The 18,984-nt window shown below is 61.9% G+C and carries 21 protein-coding genes and 1 pseudogene; 19 read left to right on the forward strand and 3 right to left on the reverse strand.

What is annotated here, in order from left to right:
* Window positions 1–2 precede the first annotated feature (2 nt).
* From NKJ32_RS10550 to NKJ32_RS10600, 11 genes and pseudogenes are all read left to right on the forward strand, one after another.
* Window positions 3–407 (forward strand): hypothetical protein, encoded by a 405-nt coding sequence (locus NKJ32_RS10550; protein WP_352571340.1) that lies wholly within the window; start codon window positions 3–5, stop codon window positions 405–407.
* Window positions 385–1,002, forward strand: a pseudogene (locus tag NKJ32_RS10555) (terminase large subunit domain-containing protein); the annotation flags it as partial. The gene NKJ32_RS10550 and the pseudogene NKJ32_RS10555, both read left to right, overlap by 23 nt.
* Window positions 1,003–1,686: 684 nt before the next feature.
* A complete protein-coding gene (locus tag NKJ32_RS10560) occupies window positions 1,687–2,232 on the forward strand; it encodes a hypothetical protein (protein WP_352571339.1) in 546 nt (181 codons plus the stop codon).
* 117 nt (window positions 2,233–2,349) lie between these two features.
* Window positions 2,350–3,105 (forward strand): phage terminase large subunit family protein, encoded by a 756-nt coding sequence (locus tag NKJ32_RS10565; protein ID WP_352571338.1) that lies wholly within the window; start codon window positions 2,350–2,352, stop codon window positions 3,103–3,105.
* An 82-nt stretch (window positions 3,106–3,187) separates the two neighbouring features.
* A complete protein-coding gene (locus tag NKJ32_RS10570; RefSeq protein WP_352571337.1) occupies window positions 3,188–4,279 on the forward strand; it encodes a methyltransferase in 1,092 nt (363 codons plus the stop codon).
* A gap of 116 nt (window positions 4,280–4,395) precedes the next feature.
* A complete protein-coding gene (locus tag NKJ32_RS10575; protein ID WP_352571336.1) occupies window positions 4,396–4,989 on the forward strand; it encodes a hypothetical protein in 594 nt (197 codons plus the stop codon).
* A 509-nt stretch (window positions 4,990–5,498) separates the two neighbouring features.
* Complete coding sequence (locus NKJ32_RS10580; RefSeq protein ID WP_352571335.1) at window positions 5,499–6,662, forward strand: acyltransferase family protein; 1,164 nt, start codon at window positions 5,499–5,501, stop codon at window positions 6,660–6,662.
* Between the two features lie 181 nt (window positions 6,663–6,843).
* Window positions 6,844–8,586, forward strand: a complete 1,743-nt coding sequence (locus NKJ32_RS10585; protein WP_352755560.1) for a portal protein — start codon at window positions 6,844–6,846, stop codon at window positions 8,584–8,586.
* Window positions 8,583–8,903 (forward strand): Bbp19 family protein, encoded by a 321-nt coding sequence (locus NKJ32_RS10590; RefSeq protein ID WP_352571333.1) that lies wholly within the window; start codon window positions 8,583–8,585, stop codon window positions 8,901–8,903. The genes NKJ32_RS10585 and NKJ32_RS10590 overlap by 4 nt, the downstream gene beginning before the upstream one ends.
* Window positions 8,904–8,940: 37 nt before the next feature.
* On the forward strand, window positions 8,941–9,222 hold the full coding sequence (locus NKJ32_RS10595; RefSeq protein ID WP_352501182.1) for a hypothetical protein: 282 nt from the start codon (window positions 8,941–8,943) through the stop codon (window positions 9,220–9,222).
* 3 nt (window positions 9,223–9,225) lie between these two features.
* The gene (locus NKJ32_RS10600; protein WP_352571331.1) at window positions 9,226–9,663 is read left to right on the forward strand and encodes a hypothetical protein; all 438 of its coding nucleotides are present in this window, start codon (window positions 9,226–9,228) and stop codon (window positions 9,661–9,663) included.
* A 718-nt stretch (window positions 9,664–10,381) separates the two neighbouring features.
* On the opposite strand, the gene NKJ32_RS10605 is transcribed toward NKJ32_RS10600, so the two are convergent.
* The 3 genes from NKJ32_RS10605 to NKJ32_RS10615 form a co-directional block, all read right to left on the reverse strand.
* The gene (locus tag NKJ32_RS10605) at window positions 10,382–10,699 is read right to left on the reverse strand and encodes a YMGG-like glycine zipper-containing protein (protein WP_352453776.1); all 318 of its coding nucleotides are present in this window, start codon (window positions 10,697–10,699) and stop codon (window positions 10,382–10,384) included.
* 194 nt (window positions 10,700–10,893) lie between these two features.
* Window positions 10,894–11,295 carry a type II toxin-antitoxin system HicB family antitoxin gene (locus tag NKJ32_RS10610; RefSeq protein WP_352541138.1) on the reverse strand — a complete coding sequence of 134 codons (402 nt, stop codon included), beginning with the start codon at window positions 11,293–11,295 and terminating at the stop codon, window positions 10,894–10,896.
* A 4-nt stretch (window positions 11,296–11,299) separates the two neighbouring features.
* Window positions 11,300–11,488 carry a type II toxin-antitoxin system HicA family toxin gene (locus NKJ32_RS10615; RefSeq protein WP_352571330.1) on the reverse strand — a complete coding sequence of 63 codons (189 nt, stop codon included), beginning with the start codon at window positions 11,486–11,488 and terminating at the stop codon, window positions 11,300–11,302.
* Between the two features lie 109 nt (window positions 11,489–11,597).
* Between NKJ32_RS10615 and NKJ32_RS10620 the strand changes: the two genes are divergently transcribed.
* The 8 genes from NKJ32_RS10620 (at window position 11,598) to NKJ32_RS10655 (ending at window position 18,982) form a co-directional block, all read left to right on the forward strand.
* Entirely contained in the window at window positions 11,598–12,170 is a 573-nt protein-coding gene (locus NKJ32_RS10620) for a hypothetical protein (protein ID WP_352827524.1), read from the forward strand.
* A gap of 219 nt (window positions 12,171–12,389) precedes the next feature.
* Window positions 12,390–13,298 carry a hypothetical protein gene (locus tag NKJ32_RS10625; protein WP_352571328.1) on the forward strand — a complete coding sequence of 303 codons (909 nt, stop codon included), beginning with the start codon at window positions 12,390–12,392 and terminating at the stop codon, window positions 13,296–13,298.
* 23 nt (window positions 13,299–13,321) lie between these two features.
* Window positions 13,322–14,311 (forward strand): Coat protein, encoded by a 990-nt coding sequence (locus tag NKJ32_RS10630; RefSeq protein ID WP_352755556.1) that lies wholly within the window; start codon window positions 13,322–13,324, stop codon window positions 14,309–14,311.
* A 201-nt stretch (window positions 14,312–14,512) separates the two neighbouring features.
* Entirely contained in the window at window positions 14,513–14,758 is a 246-nt protein-coding gene (locus NKJ32_RS10635; protein ID WP_031211513.1) for a hypothetical protein, read from the forward strand.
* Window positions 14,759–15,043: 285 nt separating this feature from the next.
* Window positions 15,044–15,646, forward strand: coding sequence for a phage connector family protein (locus NKJ32_RS10640; RefSeq protein WP_352571274.1), 603 nt, complete (start codon window positions 15,044–15,046; stop codon window positions 15,644–15,646).
* Window positions 15,643–18,099 (forward strand): phage tail protein, encoded by a 2,457-nt coding sequence (locus NKJ32_RS10645; protein ID WP_352755554.1) that lies wholly within the window; start codon window positions 15,643–15,645, stop codon window positions 18,097–18,099. Before NKJ32_RS10640 ends, NKJ32_RS10645 begins: the two co-directional genes overlap by 4 nt.
* 215 nt (window positions 18,100–18,314) lie before the next feature.
* Window positions 18,315–18,677 carry a hypothetical protein gene (locus tag NKJ32_RS10650; protein ID WP_352827527.1) on the forward strand — a complete coding sequence of 121 codons (363 nt, stop codon included), beginning with the start codon at window positions 18,315–18,317 and terminating at the stop codon, window positions 18,675–18,677.
* 38 nt (window positions 18,678–18,715) lie between these two features.
* On the forward strand, window positions 18,716–18,982 hold the full coding sequence (locus tag NKJ32_RS10655; RefSeq protein ID WP_352827530.1) for a hypothetical protein: 267 nt from the start codon (window positions 18,716–18,718) through the stop codon (window positions 18,980–18,982).
* Window positions 18,983–18,984 lie beyond the last annotated feature (2 nt).

The raw sequence follows: 18,984 nt of genomic DNA on the forward strand, positions 1-18,984 counted from the left end.
GCATGGCCAAGGCTCCTTCCACCGGCGATCCGCAGCCGCACGATCAAGCACCCGGCAAGCCCGGCCGAACCAGGCGGGCGAAGAAGACGCTGGCCGACGGCTTTCTCGAAGCGATCCGCGCCGATTTTCGCGCCCATGGCGCCGGCGTCATCGCCGATGTGCGCGCCGAAAAGCCCGATCAGTACCTGAAGCTCGTGCTGTCGGTGCTGCCCAAGGATCTTAATGTCAACATCAACAATCTGGATGCATTGAGCGATGACGAAATCAGGCAGCGCATCCGCGGCCTCGAAGCCGTCCTCAGGCCGTTCCTCGAGAAGCCGGGCTTCGCAAAAGGCCTCGCACAGCCGGGCGGCAAGGACGGAATATCTCAGCCTGCTGGCGGAGCTGGACCGCAGGCGCCGCACTAACCAGCTTGCCGCCTATCGGCCTTATCCCCGACAGGCCGAGTTCCACGCCGCCGGCGCGACCAATCGCGAGCGCCTGTTCATGGCCGGCAACCAGCTCGGCAAGACCAGGGCCGGCGGCGCCGAATGGGCGATGCACCTCACCGGCCGCTATCCAGATTGGTGGCAAGGCAAGGTTTTCGACTGTCCGGTTCGGATGTGGGCGGCCGGCGTCACCGGCGAAAGCACGCGCGACAATCCGCAGCGCATCCTGATCGGCCCGCCGCAGCAGCAGGCGGCCTGGGGCACCGGCATGATCCCGGCCGACGCCCTCGTCAGCACGATGGCGGGACGGGCGCCGGGCGCGCTCGACAGCGTCGTGGTGCGCTGGGGCGGCGGCGGCGATGTCCAGGCCGGCGAATCGGTGCTGTCGTTCAAGAGCTACGAGAAGGGTCGCGAGAAATGGCAGGGCGAAACGCTGCACGGCGTCTGGTTCGACGAGGAGCCGCCGCTCGACATCTATTCCGAAGGGCTGACCCGCACCAACGCCACCGGCGGCATCACCATCGTCACCTTCACGCCGTTGCTCGGCATGAGCGATGTGGTGCTGCTGTTCTTGTCGGCTGAGCAGGTCGAGTTCATTGGTGAAAGGGGAAGCAATCGGCTGAATAAGCCAGCCCGGCGCAATCATTATCCCAGCTGACTGTGGCGCACGGAATAAGTGTGGAGCACTTCTCTTGCAGCAAAATTGTAGTTATTTGGACGGAGGATGAGAGCCGTAACGGAGGGGTGGGCAGTGGGAAATCACTATCGGTCGCTAGTCGTGATCGGTGCAATAATGCTTTCAGGATGCGTAGTGACTGAGAGCCGGTTCAACACAATCAACGCTGGAATACAAAGAAGTCCAGCTTTCAAAAAGGATTTTATGACTCAGTGTGCGGTGGGATTGGGGGCAAAGCCACTAGCTTACCGCAAACAATGGGCTAGAATAATAAACACAAGTGTTGAAGCGTTGCCAGAGGTGTACTGCAAACGCTGGACTGATGCGGCGATGAGCGGACGAATGACGTATGCGGATTACAAAAATGGATTGTCGCGACCTACCTACGAAAGTAAGTTGATCAAGATACTTCAGGGCCATTAGCCGGCCCGCCTGTGTTCGTCGCGCGCCGTCCCGGTTTTGCTCCAGCAAGGTATCTCGCATGAGCCGCCACGTCCCCTTCATGACCAGCGCGGTTGCCAAGCCATGATCCGGAACTAGACTGGCTACATTGGGCGGGAGATCACAACTATGAATAGACGAATGGTGTTGATCGGCGGCCTTTCGTCAATTGTCGTATCACCAGAAGGCAACGTCGGCATGTCAGCAACTTTTCCTCCCGTTCCGAAATGGCGGCCATCGTTTTCGCAGCCCATCGATCGCATCGAGGAGCGCTTTGGCTACTACTTCAACCAGGAGCGTGACTTTGCCATCCTTGAAAACGGCACCTGTGTGCTGACGGAGGCTGGTCTTTCCGATGGCGCTGCATCCTTGGCAGCCATCCAGACGCTTGCCGAGATCTACAACTACCACCCGGACATGAAACCGTCCGATATGGACGATGGCAATTTGTTGGTCAGTTACAATCATCCTGCCTTCAACGTCGTGCTGACCGACATTGCCAAGGCGCATTGGCCAGAGATCGAGGCTCGCCACCAGGACGGACTGACGACCGACGAGGTGTTGTTCACGCCGCTCGGGCAGAACGTATTCGATGATTTTGGCAAAAAGGCGCTGCTAGGCCGGTGCTACATGTTCATGGATGCACAGGCGCCGAAAGTCATGCGCATCAAACGTCGGGCGATCTGATCCCGACTTTTCGACCGGCTCCGTGGCAGGTGTTCCGAGCGATGCAAACGGAGCTGCGAGGCGGGGCGTTGGAGCGCGCACCTGCCACCACGATTCACTGCCGCGAGGGTGAGAACAATGACCCGTCACGTCACCTTCATGACCATCGACGATGCCGAACATTATACGCCGCAGCAGCGCGCCGAGATCATTGCCGCCTATCCGGCGCATGAGCGCGAGGCGCGGGCCAAGGGCATTCCGGTGCTCGGCTCCGGCCGCATCTTTCCGGTGGCCGAGGAGCTGATCGCCTGCGAGCCGTTCCCGCTGCCGCGCTACTGGCCAAGGCTCGGCGCGCTCGATTTCGGCTGGGACCATCCCTCGGCGGCGGTCGAGCTTGCCTGGGATACGGAGGCCGATGTCGTCTATGTCACGAAAGCCTGCCGCGCTTCGCAGCAGACGCCCGCCATGCAGGCGCTGACGCTGAAACCGTGGGGCGAATGGCTGCCATGGGCATGGCCGCGCGACGGCCGCCGCGAGACGCTGGAAGGTGCCGGCACCGCCCTTGCCAGGCAATATTCGGCACGTGGGCTGAACATGCTCGCCAGCCATGCTCAGTTCGCCGACGGTTCCGTATCGGTCGAGGCCGGGCTGATGGACATGCTGGACCGCATGCAATCAGGCCGCTTCAAGGTGTTCTCGACGCTTTTGCCCTGGTTCGAGGAATTCCGGCTCTACCACCGCAGGGACGGCCAGGTGGTGAAGCTGCGCGACGATTTGATGGCGGCGACACGCTACGGCGTGATGATGCTGAGGGAGGCGGCAGTCGACCCGGCGGTGTTCAAGGCCGCGCGGCGAAAGGCCGGGCAGGCCGATCCGCTGGGGGCGTTTCGGTGAGGAAAATCGGGGAGGGAGGCAATGCGCTCCGGCTCCGATTGGAAAACTGTAGTGAACGTCCGTGGACGTGGTGTAGCATCGAATGATCCCGCTCAAGGGACGCATCGGCGTGGCCTCACGGGGGCATTCGCCGATAGGGGAGGATCAGATGCAAAACGGAATTTCTCCAGACCACATACTGCAAATTGGCTTTGGGTTCTGGCCAGCCAAGACATTGTTGAGCGCCGTGGAACTGGGACTCTTCTCGCTGCTTGCGGACGGCCCCAAAACGGGCCTCGAACTGCAAGGCGCGATGGGGCTGCATCCGCGCGCAACGTATGATTTTCTCGACACCCTCGTCGCGCTCGGATTGCTGCAGAGGGACGGCGCCGGCGAAACCGGCAAATACGGCAATACGCCATCGACCGCGCTGTTCCTGGTCAAGCGGACCCCCCAATACATCGGTGGAATCCTTGAGATGGCGAACGCACGACTGTATCGGTTCTGGGGCGATCTCACACCGGCATTGCAAACCGGAAAGCCTCAAAACGAGATCAAGGAGACAGGCAAGTCGATGTTCGGCGAGCTCTATGCGGACCCGGCGCGCCTGGAGCAGTTCATGGACGCGATGAGCGGCATCTCCATGGGCAATTTCACGGCGTTTGCCGAGAAATTCGACTTTTCCAAATATAAGACGCTGGCCGATATAGGCGGCGCAACCGGGCAGCTTTCGGCCATCGTCGCGGCGCGGCATCCGCACATGCAATGCCGGACGTGCGATCTCGCCGATGTGCAGCCGATCGCCGAACGGCGCTTGAGGGAGCGCAATCTCGGCGGCCGGGTCATCGCCGAGACGATCGACTTCTTCGCGGACGAATTCCCCAAGGCGGACATCATCACGATGGGAATGATCCTTCACGACTGGAATCTCGAGAACAAGAAAATGCTGATCGCCAAGGCCTATCGTGCATTGCCGACCGGCGGCGCGTTGGTCGCCATCGAGAACATCATCGACGATGAACGCAGGCAAAACGGCTTCGGTCTCATGATGTCGCTGAACATGCTGATCGAATTTGGCGAGGCGTTTGACTTCACCGGCGCCCAGTTCACCGAGTGGTGCAAAGAGGCAGGGTTTAGTCGCTGCGAGATTATTCCGTTGGCGGGACCTGCAAGCGCAGCAGTGGCTTACAAATAGAGGCTTGGCACCCAGTTCGCTGGCTCGGTCGAGGCCGGGCTGATTGAAATGCTGGACCGCATGCAAGGTCGACCGCCGCCTTCTAGCGCCGCAGTGGACGGTAAGGTTCGCCGAGCATGACCCTCCGCATCATTCCCGCCACGCTGCGCGATCTCTCCTACATCGCCGCCAACCTCCGGCCCGAGGACCGGGCCGAGATCGATTGCCAGTTCGACGACTGGTCGCCGGCGCTGCTGGCGCTGACGGCGCTGCAGGGATTTGCCTATGTCGCCGAGCTCGACGGCAATCCGGAGGCCGGTTTTGGCGCTGCCGAGCAGCGCGGCGGCTTATGGATCGCCTGGAGCTGGGGCACGCGCCGCATGAGGCGCTGCGTGCCTGGGATTACGGAATTCTTTCATGCCGTGCTCGGGCCTGAAGTTGCCGCGCGCGGCGCATGGCGGGTCGAGGCGCGAGCGCTGGCGGCCAATCAACTGGCGCTGCGCTGGCTTGCCCGGCTGGGCGCCACGCAACGCTGCCGCCTGCCGGGCTATGGCAGGAACGGCGAGGATTTTCTGCTCTACGACTGGACAAGAGCCTCTCACTCTGGAGAAAACCATGTGCCTCTTCCAAAAACCGCCGGCGCTGAAGCCGTTGCCGCCGACACCGACCATTGCCGACAAGGACGTACAGGCGCGCGAAGCCGCCTTGCGGGCCCAGCTTGCGGCCAATGACGGCACTGCCGGCACGGTGAAGACCGATCTGTCGCCCAGTGAGCTCACCGGCCAGCGCCGCGTGCTGCTGGGGGTGTGACATGGGCGCCATGAGAAGAGTGTTCCGCAACCGCGTGCTCGCCTGGTGGTACTGGCGCCGGCATGCAAGGTTGAAGAAGAGATAGACGGGAGCTTGCCTGCCGGGATCGCGTAAGCCGCGATCCTTCGCGCCCCCCTCTGTCCTGCCGGACATCTCCCCCTCAAGTGGGGAGATTGGCAGCTTGGAGGACAGCGCCTTTTCTGCATCCCTCGAAAATTGGCGAAGACCGTGATGACAGCCAATCTCCCCACTTGAGGGGGAGATGTCCGGCAGGACAGAGGGGGGTGTTCAAGTGCATGCCTCTACAATTGCCCTCAGGTGTTCCGCGTTTTCCGTAACAGCCCAGCGCAAATCGTGTTCCTTCCGCACGGTTGACATTCCTCCCTCAGCCGCCATGCTGCATTGCAACATGGCTATCGAGGAGTTCGGCATGACAGAAGCCCGGTCATCGCGCATCGAGTGCCTGGACGGGCTTCGGGCGCTTGCCGCGATCTGGGTGCTCATCGGGCACTGCTTGTTGTTGACCGGCTGGCAGATTCCTATTCTTGGCGAACCGGACCTCGGCGTCGATCTGTTCATCATGCTGTCCGGCTTCTTGATGGTGTTCCACTACCAGCTGCGCCAGGACAAGGAGCCCTGGCAAAGGCCGGAAACCTGGCTGAAATTCTGGACCCGCCGCTATTTCAGGATAGCGCCGCTGTTCTACGTCATGCTGTTCGTTGCCCTGGCGCTTGGCCCCTATCTCTACGGGTCGAGAATGGTCATCGACGAGTTCCTGCTGAGGTCGCCGCAGGCGCCCGAGCGTTATCTCGACAGCGGCCTGAAGAATATCGGCGCCCATCTGCTGTTCCTGTTCGGCCTGGTGCCGAATTTCGCCTATCGCACGCCGCTGCCCGACTGGAGCCTCGGGCTGGAGATGCAGTTCTACGCGCTATTTCCGGCCATCATGCTGCTGGTGCGCAGGCTTGACTGGATATGGGCGGCCATGCTGACCGCGGCGACCGGCAGCGCGATGGTGTTCTTGATGGGGCAGTTGTCGGTGCATTTTCCGATGCCGTCGTTCCTGCCGTTGAAGATGCAGATTTTCCTGTGCGGGATGCTGCTGGCGGGCGTCGTCCATCAAAGGCAGAAGCGGCCCTTCGTGCATCTGGCATTGGCCATGCTGCTGGCGGCGCTGCCCTTTGGCGGCGGCTATGGACTTGGCAAGCTTTTGATGCGGGAAGCGCTCGTCCTGGGGTTCTTTGCCCTGGTTCTCTACCGCATGCTGCCGGGAATGGCGGGTATCGTGGCCAGAAACATCGCCATGACGCTCGCCAACAGGTTCTTTCATTTGATGGGTGAGCTTTCCTTCAGCATCTATTTGATCCATCTGCTGGTTCTCCAGCCGGTCGCGGCTCTGGTCATCACCCAGTTCGGCCACGAATTGTCGGCGCCGCTGCGCTTTGCGATCGTCACCGTCGTCGTCTTGCCGGTGGTGTGCCTGCTGTCCTGGATCACCTACACGCTGATCGAAGTACCCGGCCAGAAGATGGGCCGTTTCGTGGTGCAGCGCTTTGGGCGCAAGGCTGCGCTGGAGACGACGCCGGCGGAATAAGGCGCTTCCAATCTCCCCCCTTGAGGGGGAGATGTCGCCGAAGGCGACAGAGGGGGTCGCCGATCCACGCGAGACGAGCCCCTCTGTCCTACCGGACATCTCCCCCTCAAGTGGGAGATCGGCAGCCTCGGCGTCCCGCCATTTCTTTCTTTTCCCATTCACCCATCAAGCGAGGCTGACCATGAGCGATTCCCGTGCTCGCGATATCCTGTCGCGACAGGCTGAACTGGAGAGCGAGCGCAGCCAGTACGAGCATGTCTGGGAGGCGGTGTCCGAATTCTGCGATCCCGACGCGCCCGACATGTGGAGTGGCCGCCGTCAGGCCGGCGTCGATTCGCAGGCCGAGCGGCAGGAGCGGCGCGGTGCGCGTGTCTACGCCAATACCATCAACTCGGCCGCCAACCGGCTGGCCGCCGGGCTGGAAAGCCTGATCATCCCGCAGTCGGAGAAATGGCATGGGCTGTCGACCGCGGCCATCAACGACCAAGAAACCGACGAGGAGAAGGAATGGGCGGAAGCGCTGCGCGACTTCCTGTTCTCGCTGCGCTACTCCGCCAATTCCAATTTCGTGCCGGCAACGCAGGCCTGCCTGCGCAATGTCGTGCGCTATGGCCCGGCCTATCTCTATGCCGAGGAAGGTTTTGGCGGCACGCTGATCCGCTATGCCTCGATCCCAGTGGTCGAAGGCTATCTCTCACGCAACCGCTGGGGCCAGGTCGATATTTTCCACCGCCGCTACGAGCGCACGGCAAGACAGGCGGCGCAACTGCTCGGCTATGACAGACTGCCGGCGCGGATCAAGATTCTGGTCGACGACCCCGCCAAATGCGAGACCAAGATCTCGCTAATCCAGTGCATCCAGCCGCGCGACGAGCGCAAGATGTACAGTCTGAGCGGCTCCTACCAGTATCTCGATACCGCGTTCGCTTCCTATCATGTGATCGAGGGCGAGGAGGCGATCGTCAGGGAAAGCGGTTTTCGCTCGTTCCCGGTGTCATGCTTCAACTGGCGCCGCTACGAGGGCGATCCCTACGGCATCTCGCCGACCATCGAGGCGCTGACGACGGTGCGCGAGGAGAACGCCGTGCGGCGCTCCGGCCTGCGCGCCTTGCAGCAGATCACCGATCCGGCGACCGCCTCCAAGGCAAGGCTCGACTATGTGCCGGTGCTCAATCCCGGCGAGAACTATCCCGGGCTGATCGACGATGCCGGCCGGCCGCTGATCGCGCCGATCGCCACCGGACAGAACCCGACCTATGCCTTCAATTATGCCGACAGCCGGGCCGAGGAGATCCGCGACATAATGTTCGTCAACCTGTTTCAAACGCTGGTGCAGAACCCGCAGATGACGGCGACCGAGGCCTTGATCCGGCAAGAGGAGAAGGGCGCGCTGCTCGGGCCGTCCGGCTCGATCATTCAGGCCGGCTTTGCCTCTAATCTCGACCGCGAGCTGGGCATTCTCGAGGACAAGGGACTTTACGAGGAAGATAGCCGCTTCCTGCCGCCGGCGAGCCTTGCCGGCAAGGCGTTGCGGCCGACCTTCACCGGCCCGCTCGACGTGCTGCGCCGTTCGGCCGAGGCGCGCGACACCATCCAGGTTGTCACCACCGCCATGCAGATGGCGCAGTTCGATCCCGGCGTGATGGACAATATCGACGGCGACGCGGCGCTGAAGATCGTGCAGGGCGCCGGCCGCAGCCCGCAACGCATTTTTCGCCGCCAGGACGAGGTGGCGGGCATCCGCGATGCCCGCGCCAAGGCTCAAGCTGAACAGGCCGGCATGGCGGCGATGGCTGCCGCCGGCAAGGTCGCCAGGGATGCCGTGCCGGCGGCAGTGCAGGCGCGCGACAGCGGCCTGCTCGACGGGCTCGGCGGGCTGATGCCGCAGGCTGCGCAAGATGCTTCGGGCGGGCAGGGCGTATGAGCCAAAAAAGCTTCGCCCATTCCAGCCAGGCCGGCGGCCCGGCCAAGGCGCAGGATGCCCTGGCCAAGGCCTATCTCAGAGTGTTCTCGGGCCAGGACGGCGAAATGGTGCTGGCCGACCTGGCGGCCGCAACCGGCTATTACCGCCGCCCGTCCTATGGCGAATGGTTGGCCAAGACCAAGACGCCGAACGGCTTCGAGCTGCACAGCGCGCTGAGCAATGCCCGCGCCGAAGTGGTGCAGCACATTATGGGGTTTTTGACGCTGGACGAGGCGCAGTTGGCTGCGCTGGAGAAGGCGGCGAGGCTGGAGGGGTAGGGGCTTTAGGAAAGCGTATGCTCAGGCGAACCCCGACGTGAACATCGAGGATGTAGTAATTCATCATCCGGCTGAGCAGCAATTACTTAAGAGGCTTCTAAATTTCCTATCGAAGAAAAAGATCAATTCGATAGAAAATCTCCGCGGGATCCCTAAGGATTTAAACGATATTCTGCATCTTGTTATCATTAGGGGCGAAAATGACAAATTCTATGAAAAGTACCCGTATCCAACGGAGCAGCAGATTCTGGATCATTCTACAATGATGGATAAGAAATATGGCCATCATTTCGTGCCGCCTGTCGGAAAATATAGGTGAAAAATGGATTATTATTATGTAGAGCCATTTGTTGCTGGTGATTTTGGCAAAAATACGGTTCCCGATAACCGCGTTCACCCGCCGATTGTGCACAAACTTCACTACGAGATTGACGTTTGGATAGGTGATGTCCTGATAAGGAGTTTTCCCTGTTATCTTGTCACCAAAGAAGCCGAGCTGGAGCTGCTGAAGATGCGAGTTTCAGGGGCGACGTTTGCCGACGTCGAGGTTACTGCTTCGGAGTTGTTTCATCGGCTGCAGCCAGAAACAGAACTTCCAACCTTCGTCTGGATAAAGATCCATGGGCAGCCAGGACATGATGACTTCGGCATGGCTTCGAACCACACGCTTGTTGTTTCAGAGCGGGCGCTAGACGTGTTTGAGCGCCTCGGCAATGAGTCGGCCGGGATTCATTCATTCGACGAGCCGGAAAAGGATTGAATGATCCTAGTGACTTCGCACGTCAGAGATTTAGCTGATGGACTGCAAAACCTGAACGCGAATAGCCATCGGTTCTGCGGGCATCAATTCTGCAAGGTGCAGTCCAAATACCACGTGTTCAGATATGTTGGAGTTTGTAGCATGACCCGCGCCTTGGTCGGAGGACCTTCAATATTTGCTGTCCTCATAACGAAGGTGTCGAGCATAAATGTCGTGCTGTCAAATGCAGCGATCTGATATACGTTTCGTCGGAAGATATCGTATTTCGTTGACGATGGTTTGAACGTGCCCGATTTGCTGGTTACAATGAAGTGATCGGCAAATTCTTGGATATCAAATTTCCTGGCCTTGTTAGCTGCGACGAATCCCGAGTCATCTGATGACGGTATGTCGGACCATGTGTGGAAGTCGCTTACTGAACATATGAAGACGTCGCCATCTTTTGAGTTCACTGGCTCCATTGCAAACAAGCAAAGCGACAAAAGGATTATGAGGCGCAGGATCGCCGGCCTCAATGTTGCAATAGTCCGCATTGCCCGCCCCCGTGGGTAGCCCTGGACGATAGCGCTGACCTCTAATCAGCGGAAGGACCAAATCGTCAGGGAAACGGATGCGCGAGACTGACGCTGCGCCCTCTCCCCGTTCTACGGGGAGAGGATACCGGCGGGCAGGTGAGGGGCGGAGCCGGCATTTCAGAGCTTTCTCCCCATAGAACCACTCAATAATCGCCGTTGTAATAGCGGTCGTCGCAGGGGGCGGTGTAGATGCGGCCGCTGGTGCGATCCTGATAGCGGCAAAGCTGTTCGCTGCGCGGCTGCGGCGTGGTGGCGTTGCCGACGACCGCGCCCAGCAAGGCGCCGGCTCCGGCACCGATGACCGTGCTCTTGGTGTTGCCGCCGATCGCCTGGCCGGCAAGCGCGCCGGCGCCGGCGCCGAGCAGCGCACCGGTGCTGGTTCTCTGCTGTGCCTCGGTCTGCGCACAGCCTGCCAATGCGGCAGTCACCAGCATGGCGGCAATGGCTCTGGACATGGTCATCGTCTGGTACTCCCTTGAAACCTATGAGCTAATACACGGGGCGATTTTGCCAAGTGCGGTCGCATTTGCGGCGGAACATAGGCACCGTGCCTCACGAAATAAGACATGGTTGTTTTTGTCTGACAGCCTGATCCGCAAAGAAAGTAACCGAACAAGACCCAAAGAGCTTCATCTCCAGTCGACCTTCGAGAGCGCTACGCTGCCTCGATCTGCATTACCTTTTTCGCCGCAGCGGCCAGAAATCCGGATCGGCTGTAGCCGTGGCGCTCCGCATATCGGTCAATCTGATCGAGGACATCTTCCGGAATGGTGACATTGACACGCACGACCTTCGCAGCTTCAGCTTTCAAGGGAACCAGGATGGCGACACCGCTCAGATTGTCCTTGTCCGACATCACTTCCTCCAGGGATGACGGTTCGGGAATGGCCTCGCCATCCTCGACCAGCCCCTCGACATGAAAGGCCAGTGCTTCCCCGGCCATGGCACGGGCATCATCCAGGTTGACGCCGGCTGTCACCAGGCCCGGAAAATCGGGAAAGGAGACGCCGAAGTCGCTGTCCGCTTGCTTGTGGATCAATCCGATATAGTTCCGCATTTCTCTACCTCAGCTTCACGCCGGATTGTTCTTCAATACTCTTGAGAGTGCCGATCGGGATTTTGCGCTTGGGATGCGGAACTGTCACCCGGCCCGGCTTGGATTTGTGCTTGAACTGGGCGTGACTTCCTTTTCGAGCCACTTCGTACCAGCCATCCGCCAACAGCCTGTGAATGACATCGGCGCTCTTCATGTTGTGTATAGATACACATAACTGATCCAAATGTCCATGAGCTTTGCCGCTGTTGCGTGCGGCGGCCCAGCCGACCCCGTTTTCAATCCTGCAAGAATGGAGATACCAAATGACCCGAGGTCTTGCCCGGACGCTTTCGCGTGCCGCCGCCAGAGAAGCCGGCCTTGCCCCACCCAGGGCAGGGCTGATAGCCAGGACGACCGGACAGGGCGGCGCCTACCGCACCGTCTTTTCGTTCAATGCCATGCCGGTGCCGGTCACCGATGCGCAGGGCTTTGCCAGCCAGAAGCTCTTCGACTTTCTCGATGGCAAGGTGCGGATCAAGGGCGGCACGGCACGATTGCAGTTCGCCGTGCTGACGCCACGCGCCTCGACCATCAACGACAATGCCGCGCTGACCTGGTCGCTCGGCTCGGCGGCAGCATCGAGCGCTGTACTGGCAGGCACTATGGCCAATGTGGTGGGCGCCGCCGGCCGTACGCTGGATGGCGCGGGTGCCGCGCCGTCGAGCGCATCGATTGCCGATGTTGCCGCAGCCTTGACGCTCGACGGCACCGTGACGCCGGTCGACCTCTATCTCAACCTGGCGTTTGCGACCGGCACCGATATCGACGCCGACGGCACACTGGCGGTGTCGGGCACCATCACGCTGCTCTGGGAGAACTGGGGCGATAATGCGTAGGCGCTAATCTCCCCCCTTGAGGGGGAGATGTCGCCGAAGGCGACAGAGGGGGTCGGTTCGACCGGGCGCGACCCCCGGCGACAGATGAGGTCGGCGCTCCACGCGCGGCTACCCCCCTCTGGCCTGCCGGCCATCTCCCCCTCGAGGGGGGAGATACCAAGCTTCGCCGCCAGTGCTCTCATCACCGGCCTTTAATTCTGTAACAAAAGGAATCTTCTCATGACAGATCTGGCAGACGCCGGGTCCGTGGTGGCGGCGCCACCGGCGGGCAACCTTGCACGGCCACCGGCCAACGGGGACAACGGGTCCGCCCCGCCTGCGGCCAAAAGCTGGTTTGACGGTCTTTCCGAAGGCAGCCGCAAGCTTGCTGAAACCAAGGGCTGGACCAAGCCTGAAAGCCTCGATCGGGTTTTCGCCTCCTATGCGGAGCTGGAGCGGCAGCAGGGCGAGAGCCTGCGCGTTCCGGCAGCCGATGCAGCCGCGGAAGACTGGGAGAGGTTCCATGCCCGGCTGCCCGAGGCGATGCGTCCGCTGACCTCGCCCGAGAAGGTCGAGTACCGGCGCCCCGACGGGCTCCCCGAAAACTTCGCCTATTCGGACGAGCTCGCCAGTGCGTCCAAGGCCTGGGCGGTCGAGGCAGGTGCTACCCCGAAGGTCGCACAGGCCTATCACGACCGCTTCGTCGGCTACATGGCCGAACAGGCCAAGGCACAGCAAATCGCCGTTGCCCGTTCGGTCGAGACGACGCATGACGACCTCGTCAGGGATTGGGGACCGACCGGCAGCGATGGCTTTCGCCAGAAGCTCGAGGTCGCCAACCGGGCGATGAAAAAGCTCGGACTGGTCAATGCCTACAAGGCGAAGGGCATCCTTCTGCCGGACGGTGCCTTGACCGACCCGCAGATCGCCAAGGCGTTCCATGCCATCGGCGAGGCGATGTTCCGGGAAGACACGATCGACGGCGGCACGGCCTTGAGTGGAGGCAATCCCTTCAAGCGCAATGCCGCCGGCGAGCGCAACCTGACTGGCATCTCGGCGCTCGTCAAAAGCGACCCCGCCCGCGCCCGGCGGCTGGCACGCGAGGCCGGCGAAAATCCCGACCTGTGGATGCCCAACAATCCTCTTTAACCCAAACCTGAAGGAAGACAAAAATGGCAGACGCCTATACCCGTATCGCGGACGCGATCGTTCCGTCCGTCTATGCGCAATACTCGTTCGAGGAGCACGTCCAGTCGCTGGAGATTTACCAGGCCGGGATCCTGTTTTCCGACCCGTCGATCGCCTCGAAGCTCAGCCTGGGCGGACGTTCCGTCGACATGCCCGGCTGGAAGGACCTCGGCAACGATCCGTCCGAGCCGGTCAATGACGACCCGGCCGACTCGATCGAGATGAAGAAGATCGGCGCGCGCCGCGAAGTCGCGGCCCGCAATGTGCGTGCGCAGGCCTGGGGCATCCCGGATCTGACCTCGATCCTTGCCGGCGACGATCCGCAGAAGCTTATCGTTCGCCGCCAGACCGACTACTGGCAGCGCGCCAACAAGCTGACGCTGCTGGGCATACTGAAAGGCGTGCTGGCCGACAACATCGCCAATGACGGCAGTGACCTGGTGCGCGTCACCGGCGCCTCCATTGTCGACACCGACATCATCGAGGCCGCCTACCTGATGGGCGACCGCGCCGACAAGTTCAAGACGATCTGGATGCATTCGAAGCAGATGAAGGCGCTGAAGCTCGCCGACCTCATCGACTATGTGCCGTCGTCCGAGCAGGGCGGGCCGCTGATCCCCTATTACATGGGGCTCAGGGCCGTCGTCGACGACGACATTCCGGTTGCCGGCGGCGTCTACACGGCGTTCATGTTCAAGGACAAGGCGATCCTGTGGAACGAGCTGCCGGTCAACACCGAAGGCGGGCCACTCGAGTTCGACCGCAAGCCGCGGCAGGGCCATGGCGGTGGTGTCACCGAAATGGTCGGCCGCCGGCATTTCGTGCCGCATGTGCCGGGCACCCGCTTTCTCGACGCGTCCTCGGCCGGCGAATTCGCCACCGATGCCGAACTGGCACTGGCGGCAAACTGGGACCGCACGGCGTCGAGCGTCAAGCACATGACGTTCATCGCGCTGAAGACGACCGAGGCCTGATCGGGCGAAGGGGCGGGCGTCAGACGTCCCGCCCCTTCGGGACACCAGGTCGGCGAATCCCAAGTTCACCCGCTGCGCTGCGTCGGAGTGATGTGAATTTTGGCGTTCGCTACAACATTCATGTTGCCCTTTGGCCAATCGACGGCACCAAACAGTTACAAGAAAGGGCGATGCTGCCTTGTCTTGGTAAGGGAGGTCACCATGAACATGAAGTACAAAACAGTTCAGGAAGTGCTCCGAAAAGCGGGCATTGTCATGAGCAAGAAGGGGGAAGTTCATCGCATAAACTTCTTCAGCGGCCTGGAAGACACCGCCTACTACACGCCAAGTCTTCAGGACGCCCTGGACAGGGGCTTGGCTTTGGCAGGAGGTGCCGGAAGGGTGAAAGCAAGCGTCTTTGCCAAGTCAGCTGAAACAGGAATCTCGACCGGCGCACACGTCGGCTGACACAATTCAGGCAAGACATCGCCGCGTTGCGCGGCGGTGTCGTGAAACTGCAATAGCCGAAGCATTGCCGTCTTCCTTGCTCGAATGGGAAAAAGACGGCTGACGCAGCGCCTGCCACCCGTTTCCTGACGGGCGGTTGGAGTCGTGACGTTCGATGCACGAGACGTGCAACGTTCCGCCCAAGCCAAAATCACAAGAAATCCCAGCCGCCTTGAAGCGGCTTTTTGCCGTGGAGGCACCATGCCCCGTTTTCCCCGACCAACCACACAGCCGGAGGCCTGAGCCATGGCCATCACCCCGCTCGACATCGCCAACATGGCGCTCGCCGTGCTCGACGAGGCGCCGATCGAAAGCCTCGACCAGGACGCCAAGGCGGCACGCCTGCTCAATCTGCATTTCGACCTGACCCGCGAGGCCGAATTGACCAAGCACGCCTTTGTCTTCGCCATCCTGGCGGCCTCGGTCGCCGGCTTCGACACCGGCAGCGGCGCTGGCACGCTGAACTTCGCCTATGAGCTTCCCGCCGACTGCCTGCGGCCCTTGCCGCTGACCCATAGCGGCGAGCCGGATGGCGTGCCGCTCTCATGGCGGCAGGAGGCCGGGTTGGTCTATTCGGATCAGGCCGGGCCGCGCATCCTCCGCTATGTCGCCAATCTGACCGACCCCAACGACTGGGACGCGCTGTTCAGCGAAGTGCTGGTGGCGGCGCTCGCCATCAAGATCGCCCATCCGTTGACCCACAAGGCCAGCATGATCGACGTCGCACGCAGCGCCTATGACAGAGCGCTGGATGCAGCCTACTCGGCCAATGCCATCCAGCGCGGCGGCAGATTTTCGACGACGTCCTGGGCTTTCCAGCGCGGCGACAGCCGGGGCGACGGCCGATGACCACGCTCTATCCGGTCCAGGACGCTTTCATCCGCGGCGAGATTTCTCCCCGCTTGCATGCTCGCGCCTCGCTCGACCTCTACCGGGCGGCGCTGTCGAAATGCACGAACTTCGTCACGCTGCCGCATGGCGGCATCAGGAAGCGTGGCGGCACCTATTTTTGCGCGGAGGTGAGGGACTCATCAAAGGCGACACGGCTGATCCCGTTCATCTTCTCGGCTGATCAGGCCTATGCGCTCGAATTCGGCGATCTTTACATCCGCGTCTACGCCTATGGCGCGCGTGTCGGCACGGTCGAAGTCGTTTCGCCTTATCTCGAGGCCGATCTGTTCGACCTGCAATTCGTCCAGTCGGCAGACCAGATGTGGATCACCCACAAGGATCATCCGGTCAAAGTGCTGACGCGCACCGCGCACACGACCTGGACGCTGGCCGATTTCGTCTTTCTCGACGGCCCTTACGACAAGATCAACACCACGGCCACGACGCTAACGCCGGCCGCAACCGGCAACGCCATGCCGGTCATGGCCGCGAATACGCTGCCAAGCGGCACGGTCAGCAACAGCAACGGCTCATCCGACGTGTGGCAGGTGTTCGATGGCGACAAGCAGAAGGGGGAGAACATAGCGGGCTTTCCGAGCGGGTATCTGCGCTACCAGTTCGGCGGCGGCGGGGCCAAGACGGTCGACGCCTACTGGATTACCGCCACGAATGATCACTCAGACACTGCATCGCCGACCCAGTGGCAATTCCAGGCCTCGCACAACGGCACCGACTGGACGACGCTCGACAGCCGGGACGGAGAGACCGGCTGGTCCAAGTCGGAAACCCGCTTCTTCGACGGCTTCAACAACACGGTTGCCTACGAATATTATCAGCTGCTGTTTTCAGGTGGCGGCAGCGACGGAACCGCTATCGCCGAACTGGCCCTGCACGAATACGCGCCGTCGCAAACGCCATTTGATCTTTCGGCCTCCTCGATCGTCGGCATCAATGACGGCATCGGCTTCCAGACCAGCGATGTCGGCCGTGCCATTCGTCTGCTTGGCGCGGATGGCTTCTGGCGCTGGGCCAAGGTCGTTGCCCGGACCAGCACCATGGTGGTCACGGTTCAGTTGTATGGGCACGCTCTGCCCGATCTCAGCCCGATCATCCGCTGGCGTCTCGGCACGTTCGTGCCCGGCAAGTACGTGCAGAGCGGTTCGCTTTACGAGGAGCGCCTGGCGTTCAGCCGCAAATTCTCGGTCTATGCCTCGCAAACCGGCGATTTCGACAACTTCGCCACCGGCGAGAAAGACACCGACGCGCTGGAATTCGTGCAGGCCGGCGGCGGCCAGGCCAATGACATTACGTGGGTGGCGGAATCGGACGGCGCGCTGATCATCGGAACGCTTGGCGGGGTGAGGGCGCTGTCTGGCTCCGGCATCGACGAGGCGCTGACGCCGTCCTCGTTCAAGAACCGCCGGTCGCGGACTTTCGGTTGTGCCCCGCTGCGTCCTGTCGATGCGGGGCAGTCGTTCCTCTATATCACCCGCTCCCGCAAATCGATCGCCGAGCTGACGCAAAACGCCACCGGCCGCTTCACCTCCGACGATGTCGGTCAAATATCGGAGCACATTCCCAAGAGAGGCGTCGTCGAACTCGCCTTCCAGACCGACCCCGATCCGCTGCTCTGGTTCCCGCTCGGGGATGGCGAACTCGGCGGCTACACGCACCAGCCGTCGCAGGACGTTCGCGGCATGCACATCCACCAGATCGCCGGAAGCTTCGCAGGATCGAGCTGGGCCGTTGTCGAAAGCGCCGTGGTGACGCCCGGCCAGGACGGCAACGACGATCTCTGGCTGATCGTCAAGCGCACGATCGGCGGCGTGACCAGGCGCTATATCGAAATAAAGACCGCGCCGTTCGAGTATGGCGGGATCGGCGATGCATTCGAAGTCGACTGCGGCCTGACCTATGGTGGCGTCGCTGTGGGCACGGTCTCAGGGCTTGATCATCTCAACGGCGAAACAGCCGACGTCCTGGCCGATGGCAAGGTCTACAAGGGCCTTGCTGTGGCCGCTGGCGCGGTCTCGCTGCCCGGTGGGGCTACGGCAGCCAAATGGCAGGTCGGGCTCGGCTACCAGTCCGAAGCCAACACGCTGGAGCTCGATGTCGGCGGCCGCGACGGATCGATCGTCGGGCGGCGCAAGAAGGTGGCCAAGCTCATTCTTTCGCTGCTGGAAACCGACACAACCGGGCTTCAGGTCCAGTCGTTCATCCGCGGCCGCTGGGAGCAGGTTCGCATCCCGTCCGTGGTTGCACCCGACGGCGTGGCGAAATTGTTCACCGGCAATGTCGAGGTGCCGATCGACGATAGCTGGGAAGGGCAGGGGCGGGTGAAGATCCGCCACGTCAATCCAACGCCCTGCACGATCAGGGCGATGACACCGGTGTTCGACGCCGAGCCTTAGAAACTGCTGATCTCCCCCCTCGAGGGGGAGATGTCGCCGAAGGCGACAGAGGGGGTCGGTTCGTCCTGACGCGGCCTCCTATCGCCTCCATCGCGGGGGAAGAACGCCGGCGCTCCACGCGAGACGACCCCCTCTGGCCTACCGGCCATCTCCCCCTCGAGGGGGGAGATCACCCGCTCCGTCTTCCATCGCTTCCCCAACCAAGGAACCCACCCGTGACCCCAACCCATCCCGAAGACCTCGGCAGGGCGCGGACGGCTGCCGATTTCGCTGCCATCCGCGCCTTGCTCGACACCGACCTCAACAATGCGATCGCCCGCAAGGCCGAACTGGAAACGGAAAAGTTTCACGCGATCTTCGGCGCCGGCAATTTGACGGCGGCGCGTGCCGCATTGGACGACTGCAACGCTGAAATCGCGCTGATCGAGAAAACCATCGAGGACGCGGACGAGCGCCGCGTTGGCGCCCCCTGGACGAACCCCCCGCCGAAGCTGCCGTCGCCACGCCTGCGCCCGGCGACGAAGTCAGGACAAAGGCCGAGGCGCTCGGCGAGCGCTGGCGCACGGTCCACTGGCTGATCGAGCAACTGCGCCAGGAGCTGTTCGCGGCCGATGCCTTGAGCCGCGCCGTCATCGCCGCCAACGGCCTTTTCGATGCCGACGGCGCCGTCGGGCTGAAGGTCAACCTGACCACCATCCGGCGCACTGCCATGGCCGGCCCGAGCGCCGCCGCGCCATCGCGTCTCAGCCGCCCGGCGATCCAGGCCGACCGACTGCTTTTGTCCTTCCTCAGCCCCGGCGGCGTGCTCGACCGGCGCCCTGCGATCGGCGGGCCGGTCGGCGGCATCAAAAGCAAATTCATTCCCGCCGGCGAACGAGGCTGACC

The organism is Mesorhizobium sp. M0159, assembly GCF_040322295.1.
GTDB lineage: Bacteria > Pseudomonadota > Alphaproteobacteria > Rhizobiales > Rhizobiaceae > Mesorhizobium.